This window comes from Patiriisocius marinistellae, assembly GCF_009014635.1.
Taxonomy (GTDB): domain Bacteria; phylum Bacteroidota; class Bacteroidia; order Flavobacteriales; family Flavobacteriaceae; genus Patiriisocius; species Patiriisocius marinistellae.
This window is the reverse complement of sequence record NZ_BKCF01000006.1, coordinates 121,066-127,065: the sequence shown is the minus strand read 5'-3', so window position 1 is coordinate 127,065 and position 6,000 is coordinate 121,066. Positions and strand designations below refer to the sequence as shown.

The 6,000-nt window shown below is 34.1% G+C and carries 7 protein-coding genes; 3 read left to right on the top strand and 4 right to left on the bottom strand.

What is annotated here, in order from left to right:
* The 3 genes from GB234_RS13810 to GB234_RS13800 all read left to right on the top strand — a co-directional run.
* A partial coding sequence (locus tag GB234_RS13810; RefSeq protein ID WP_151895171.1) for a T9SS type B sorting domain-containing protein occupies positions 1-127 on the top strand: 127 nt, incomplete at its 5' end.
* Positions 128-375: 248 nt separating this feature from the next.
* Positions 376-1,215, top strand: coding sequence for a CvfB family protein (locus GB234_RS13805; protein WP_151895170.1), 840 nt, complete (start codon positions 376-378; stop codon positions 1,213-1,215).
* A 73-nt stretch (positions 1,216-1,288) separates the two neighbouring features.
* The gene (locus GB234_RS13800) at positions 1,289-3,031 is read left to right on the top strand and encodes an alpha/beta hydrolase-fold protein (RefSeq protein WP_151895169.1); all 1,743 of its coding nucleotides are present in this window, start codon (positions 1,289-1,291) and stop codon (positions 3,029-3,031) included.
* A gap of 36 nt (positions 3,032-3,067) precedes the next feature.
* Here the strand turns inward: GB234_RS13800 and GB234_RS13795 are convergent, their stop codons facing one another.
* Genes GB234_RS13795 through GB234_RS13780 form a run of 4 tightly spaced genes read right to left on the bottom strand, consistent with a single transcriptional unit; the run spans position 3,068 to position 5,917 of the window.
* The gene (locus GB234_RS13795) at positions 3,068-3,568 is read right to left on the bottom strand and encodes a hypothetical protein (RefSeq protein ID WP_151895168.1); all 501 of its coding nucleotides are present in this window, start codon (positions 3,566-3,568) and stop codon (positions 3,068-3,070) included.
* A gap of 32 nt (positions 3,569-3,600) precedes the next feature.
* Positions 3,601-4,242 (bottom strand): DUF1801 domain-containing protein, encoded by a 642-nt coding sequence (locus tag GB234_RS13790; protein WP_151895167.1) that lies wholly within the window; start codon positions 4,240-4,242, stop codon positions 3,601-3,603.
* A 9-nt stretch (positions 4,243-4,251) separates the two neighbouring features.
* Positions 4,252-5,382 carry a C1 family peptidase gene (locus GB234_RS13785; protein WP_151895166.1) on the bottom strand — a complete coding sequence of 377 codons (1,131 nt, stop codon included), beginning with the start codon at positions 5,380-5,382 and terminating at the stop codon, positions 4,252-4,254.
* 1 nt (position 5,383) lies between these two features.
* The gene (locus GB234_RS13780; protein WP_151895165.1) at positions 5,384-5,917 is read right to left on the bottom strand and encodes a GNAT family N-acetyltransferase; all 534 of its coding nucleotides are present in this window, start codon (positions 5,915-5,917) and stop codon (positions 5,384-5,386) included.
* Between the last annotated feature and the right edge of the window lie 83 nt (positions 5,918-6,000).

Below are 6,000 nucleotides of genomic sequence, written 5' to 3'. Positions count from 1 at the left end.
TACCCCAGGATGGGACGGTACGTACAATGGTAATATGTTACCATCGAGTGACTACTGGTTTAGAGTAGAGTACACAGAACAAGAAGTAAGAAAAGAAATAAAAGGACATTTTACCTTAAAGAGATAAAAGGCTTTAAGCAATATCTATAAAACGACAACCCCCGTTACAATATACTGTAGCGGGGGTTTTGTTTTAAGAGAAGAGCAATGAATACACTTCAATTTTTATGTAGCTCAAATTTCCGAAGAAAATATTATTTCAATCAAAACATAAATTAATTTTTCAAAAACAATCATCTATCCAATATTTAATATTTTGGTAGTTAAACGCTACCTTTGTAGTCTTATTTAAAAATGCCCTTTTAGGGAACGACTATGATTAATTTAGGTGTCTATAATACATTAGAAATTTTAAGAGAGACAGAACCAGGATTGTACCTTGGTGATGATGAGGAAAATGTGGTATTGTTGCCACACCGTTACAAACCTGAGCAATTTGAAATAGGAGATATGCTGGAGGTTTTTGTATATCTTGATTATGAGGAACGTCCCGTAGCAACTACGTTGACGCCGTATGTGACGTTGAATAATTTTGGTTATTTACATTGTAGTGATGTTAATCAATATGGAGCTTTTATGGATTGGGGAGTACAAAAACAACTTTTTGTACCATTTAAAGAACAAGCACGCCCTATGAAAGTAGGCAATTGGTATATTATACACCTTTCATTAGATGAAAAAACGGATAGACTCGTGGGCTCTAGTAAAACAAATAAGTTTTTAAATAACGATAATGTAACGCTAGAAAAATTTGATGAAGTAGATATTCTTGTAACACATTTGACAGACCTTGGAGCAAATGTTATAATAAACGGAATTCACAAAGGACTTATTTTTGTAGATGAAATTTTTGAAGATATTAGAACGGGTGATAGAATGAAGGCTTTTATCAAGCGCGTACGTGATGATAAAAAAATTGATGTTGTATTGCAAGCTCCTGGATATCGTAGTATTGAACCTAATGCAAATTTCATTCTTGATGAACTTAAAGCTGCTGGCGGATTCTTACCTCTGCATGATAAAAGTGCGCCAGATGATATAAAAAATGAGCTTGGTATGAGTAAAAAGAGTTTCAAGAGAGCAATTGGAACACTATATAAGGATAAACAAATTACCATTAAAGAAGATGGTATTTCTTTATTAGCAGACGAGTAATTTGCAATCATTACTATTTTAGTGATTGAAAAATCGCTTCATAGTTGTATTTTTATAGGAAACTACACCATCTATGAAAACGACACTATTCTCCATTGCCTCGCTATTTATTTTTCAATTATTATTTATTTCTTGTTCCGAAAAGCAAAAAACGACAGACCCTCGAGTAACCATTACACTTAGCGAAGATTTTGATAGCGAAAGTTTTGACGGCCGAATGTTATTAATGTTATCGAATAATAACGAAGCCGAACCAAGATTTCAAATAAACGACGGACTCAAAACACAGTTGATTTTTGGTAAAAATGTAGAAGGTTTAAAACCAGGCGGCACTGTAACTTTTACAAACGAAGATTTTGGTTTTCCATTTGATAGCCTTTCTAAAGTTCCAAAAGGAGACTATTACGTTCAAGCATTATTACACACCTATGAGACTTTTAATTTGTCAACGGGACATACGGTTAAATTACCTATGGACAATGGCGAAGGACAGCAGTGGAATAAATCTCCAGGAAATATGTATAATGAACCTGTACAACTAAGTTTTGATGCTAGTAACGTTTCAGAAATAAACATTACTATTGATAAAGTTATTCCGCCTATTGAGGAGCCAAAGGATACGGAGTGGGTTAAACACATTAAGATGAAAAGTGATATGCTTTCTAAGTTCTACGGAAAAGATACTTACCTAGGCGCTCACGTTTTATTGCCGAAGGATTTTGACAAGCATCCAGAAGCAAAGTATCCATTAATGGTTTTTCAAGGACATTTTCCAAGTGATTTTGGTGATTGGAGAACTGAACCATTGGACCCAAATATGGAATCTGAATATTCAGACCGTTTCAAAGTAGATGGGTATAATAAAATTGTAGAACAAGAGGCATACGATTTTTATCAACGATGGAATGAGCCAGACTTTCCTAGAATGCTGATAATTGAAATACAGCATCCTACGCCCTATTATGATGATAGTTATGCTGTCAACTCTGCGGCACAAGGACCTTATGGCGATGCTATTACATATGAATTAATACCGTTTATTGAAGAAAAATTTAGAGGAATAGGCGAGGGGTGGTCAAGATTTTTATACGGTGGTTCAACAGGAGGCTGGGAGTCTCTTGCGGTACAAGTTAAATATCCTGATGAATACAATGGCTGTTTTGCTGCATGTCCAGATCCCATAGATTTTAGAGCCTATTGTTTGACAAATATTTATGAGGATGAAAATGCATATTATTATGATAGTGATTTTAACGCAATAGAAGTTCCTGGAAAAAGAGATTACCTAGGTCAGGTTTATACTACTTTAAGAAGAGCAAATCACTTAGAATTAGTTTTAGGAGATAAGTCACGTTCGGGGCAACAATGGGATATTTGGGAGGCTACCTATTCACCTTTAGGTAACGATGGTTATCCACAACGCATTTGGGATAAATATACTGGAGATATCAACAAAGAGGTAGCAAACCATTGGAAAGAGAATTATGATTTGCGTTATATTCTTGAAAGAGACTGGAGTAAGCTAGGAGAAAAATTGAAAGGAAAAATCCATATTTACTGTGGCGATATGGATAATTATTATTTGAATAACGCTGTTTATTTAATGGAGGATTTCTTAGAAAATACTTCTGAACCGTATTATGAAGGTGAAGTTGCTTACGGTGATAGAGCAGAGCATTGCTGGAATGGTGATCCTACACAGCCCAACCATATTACAAGATTGCGTTATAATAGTATGTATTTACCAAAAATTATGAAGCGAATTGAAGAAAGTGCTCCCAAAGGAGCAGATTTGACGAGTTGGAGATATAAGTAATGCTATGCTGAAATATTAAAATTGAGATACTTTTAGCTAATTTCTAATAGGTGTAACTTCTTGAAAATAGAAGGGATTACGGTAATAGCGTGGCTGATTGTTTTGATGAATATAAAATGGTCTCTGTTCTTGATAAACATTATTACGAACAGTAGTTTGACCGTCTGAAAACTCAAAGGAACTCCTTCCCCCATTACCTGTAATTGTGAAACCAAATTGTTTTTCCTGCAATTTTTTTAATCGAAGAGATGGATCACTGTAATTAACTGTAGAACCACCTAGAGCAACAGTCATGTCCACAGGTTGCCAGTAATTGTCAGTACTAATTTTGTAGGCATCTAAAACACTATTAAACGTTGGTGTTTTTTCTAATGTTAGCGTCCCTGTATTTTCTAATTGTTGTTTTTTTGGGATGAATGCTACTTCGGGAATTTCTGGGAGTGACTCAGCATCAATGGTAAAGTAACGCGTTTCAAAATCATTTTGAGACCATGCCATTAATGGGAGTAATAAACCTAAAAAGAGTAATTTTTTCATCATCACAAAGGTATCAAAATTTAAGCCAAATGTTAACTCTTAATATATTTATGAGAGCCGTCGCAACTAGGCATTTTTTTAGAAAGGCCACAAACACAATCATGAAAACCTTTGCCATCTATAATGCGTTGCTCGTATTTATTTATTCTTGCAGTGCGGGTTTTAGATTGTTTTGCACTTTCAAAATATAAAATATAACCTCTTTGGCGACCTGGAGTTAAATTTAGGAATGCCGATTCTAAAAGTGGGTTTTCTTTAAAAGCTATTTTTAATTCTTCATGATAATCAAGTTTGTCATCCTTTTTTAAATCGATTTTTAGTCCTTTTTTTTCAATTTTAATTGCCTCTAAAATGTAGTTTTTAAGTGTGGATTCTAATTCGAAAATTTCTTCAAGATTTTTAAATGAGATTATTTTTGCTGAACGTGAGTTAGGACCTGCAGAGTTTAAAATTTTTTCAGTATCCTTTAAAAGCATACCCTTGAAAAAGCTTAGTGTGCAAGCTTCTTTTAATCTTCCAAGGATAATTATATTCTTGTAATTTAAAGTATAGCATGGATTTCGCCATTTAAAATCTTCGGTTAAATTGCAATCAAGCACAATGCTTCTCAAGGCTTTTAACTCAGCTTGCCACTTGTCGCTTTTTTTAATATAAGCTTCAACCTTTGAGTTCATACTTTAAAATTACAATGCTAATTTTTTAGCTGTAGCTTTTGGTACCGCATCTTTATGTAATGTAATACTAATTGCTTTTAACTTCATATATGCTTCACTAAAATAAACGTAACCGCCGTTTGCGTTTTTTGACTCGTCAGTTCCCCAACTGTTTTTCACTTTATAGTATGTGTTACCTTTTTGGTCAAGCAATTTTCCTGTAATATGCATTAAATGATCATCGGTAGTTGTAAAATTTTCAAACTCATCTTGTCGATATTCTTGTGTTACATTTCGCTCTGGATAAATTGAAGTTAAGGCTTGGGTGTTATTCATTTCCGAAGCAGGAATAACCGCAACTCCATTTTTTGATGAGAAGGTTTTTTCACTAACATCGCAGTCTAACTCTACAGTAAATCCTTTTGATAATGCGTTATCAATTGTAGTAATCATCTCATTGAGAGGGACATTATACATACTGCCGTAACTCCAGTTATCTGGTATATTTAAGATAAAAGGACGATAAAATGGCGCATGAGTAAATGAAGTTACGGTTATATAATCTGTGGGATCTATTTTCATAGCTTTTGCAAAACTTTGAGGAGTATATTGTTTTCCTTCAAAACTAAAATTTGTCACGTTTTTTCCCAAGTAAATATCTAATACAGCCTCAGTCGCAGGTTTCCATTTTTTACTTAATTTTCTAGCAGGATTTTCAATATAAGTTTCTCCCATCGCTTTTAAAACAGCAACGAGCTCTGCGTGATTATGCAACGTTTCCGAAGCAAATAAACCGCTATACGATTCTGCAGGAACAAGACCGTAGCTAGCAACACTATTCATAACATCGTGTGCAAGTCCACCTTCGCTAAACTGTGATTTTCCTTGGCGCATTACAAAATTTTCTAGTTTTTTTGGGTAGGTATTTCGCACGGTGTACATTTCAGAAAGGTCAACCTCTTTGCCGGTGAGCCTAATAATTTCAGACTCTAAGAACGATGTGCTCGAATAGCTCCAGCATGTTCCCGTGCGGCCTTGACTAATTACAGGTGTTGTTTCAAGATCAATAACAGTTCTAAATGTATAGGCTTCTTGACCAAACATGGTAATGTTGCTAACTACTAATAATAGAAGTATTGATACTTTTTTTATTGTTTTCATTTTAAGTAAGATTTATTTTTATGCGTACGTGTCCTTCTTCAGTAAACTCTTTAGTAATATCCTTGCCTTCTAGCATCTTCAAAATACGTTCATTATAACCAGAAATCACAGCTGTTAAGCATTTATAACCCATATCTTCAGCAATATAAATCATATATTCAATAAGCTGTGTGCCTAGTTTTTTACCTTGCCATTTATCAACCACAATAACTGCAAGTTCTGCAGTGTTTTCCTTTGAAAAATCCTTTGCAATACGTCCAACACCTGTTACAATTTTATTATTATTAATGGTAATTTCTGCAACTATAGCCATTTCTATTGCAAAATCTACGCGTACTAATTGTGAGATTAAGTTACTTGTGATTTTTGGGATAAATCCAAGAAACCGCGCCATTAATGTATCATCTGTTAAAGAAGCTCTAAATGCAGCAGCTTTGTCTGCGTCACTTGGGTGCATGGGTCTTAAAACCATTTGACTACCATCTGCTATTGTCACAGATTTTATATATTTTACAGGATATTTTTGGAGACTCAAAGTGTGGCTTGTTTAATTTTTTATGACTTCTGAAATATTAACGATTGAATAAATTTAGACCATTTAAACATTTGTTGATATTT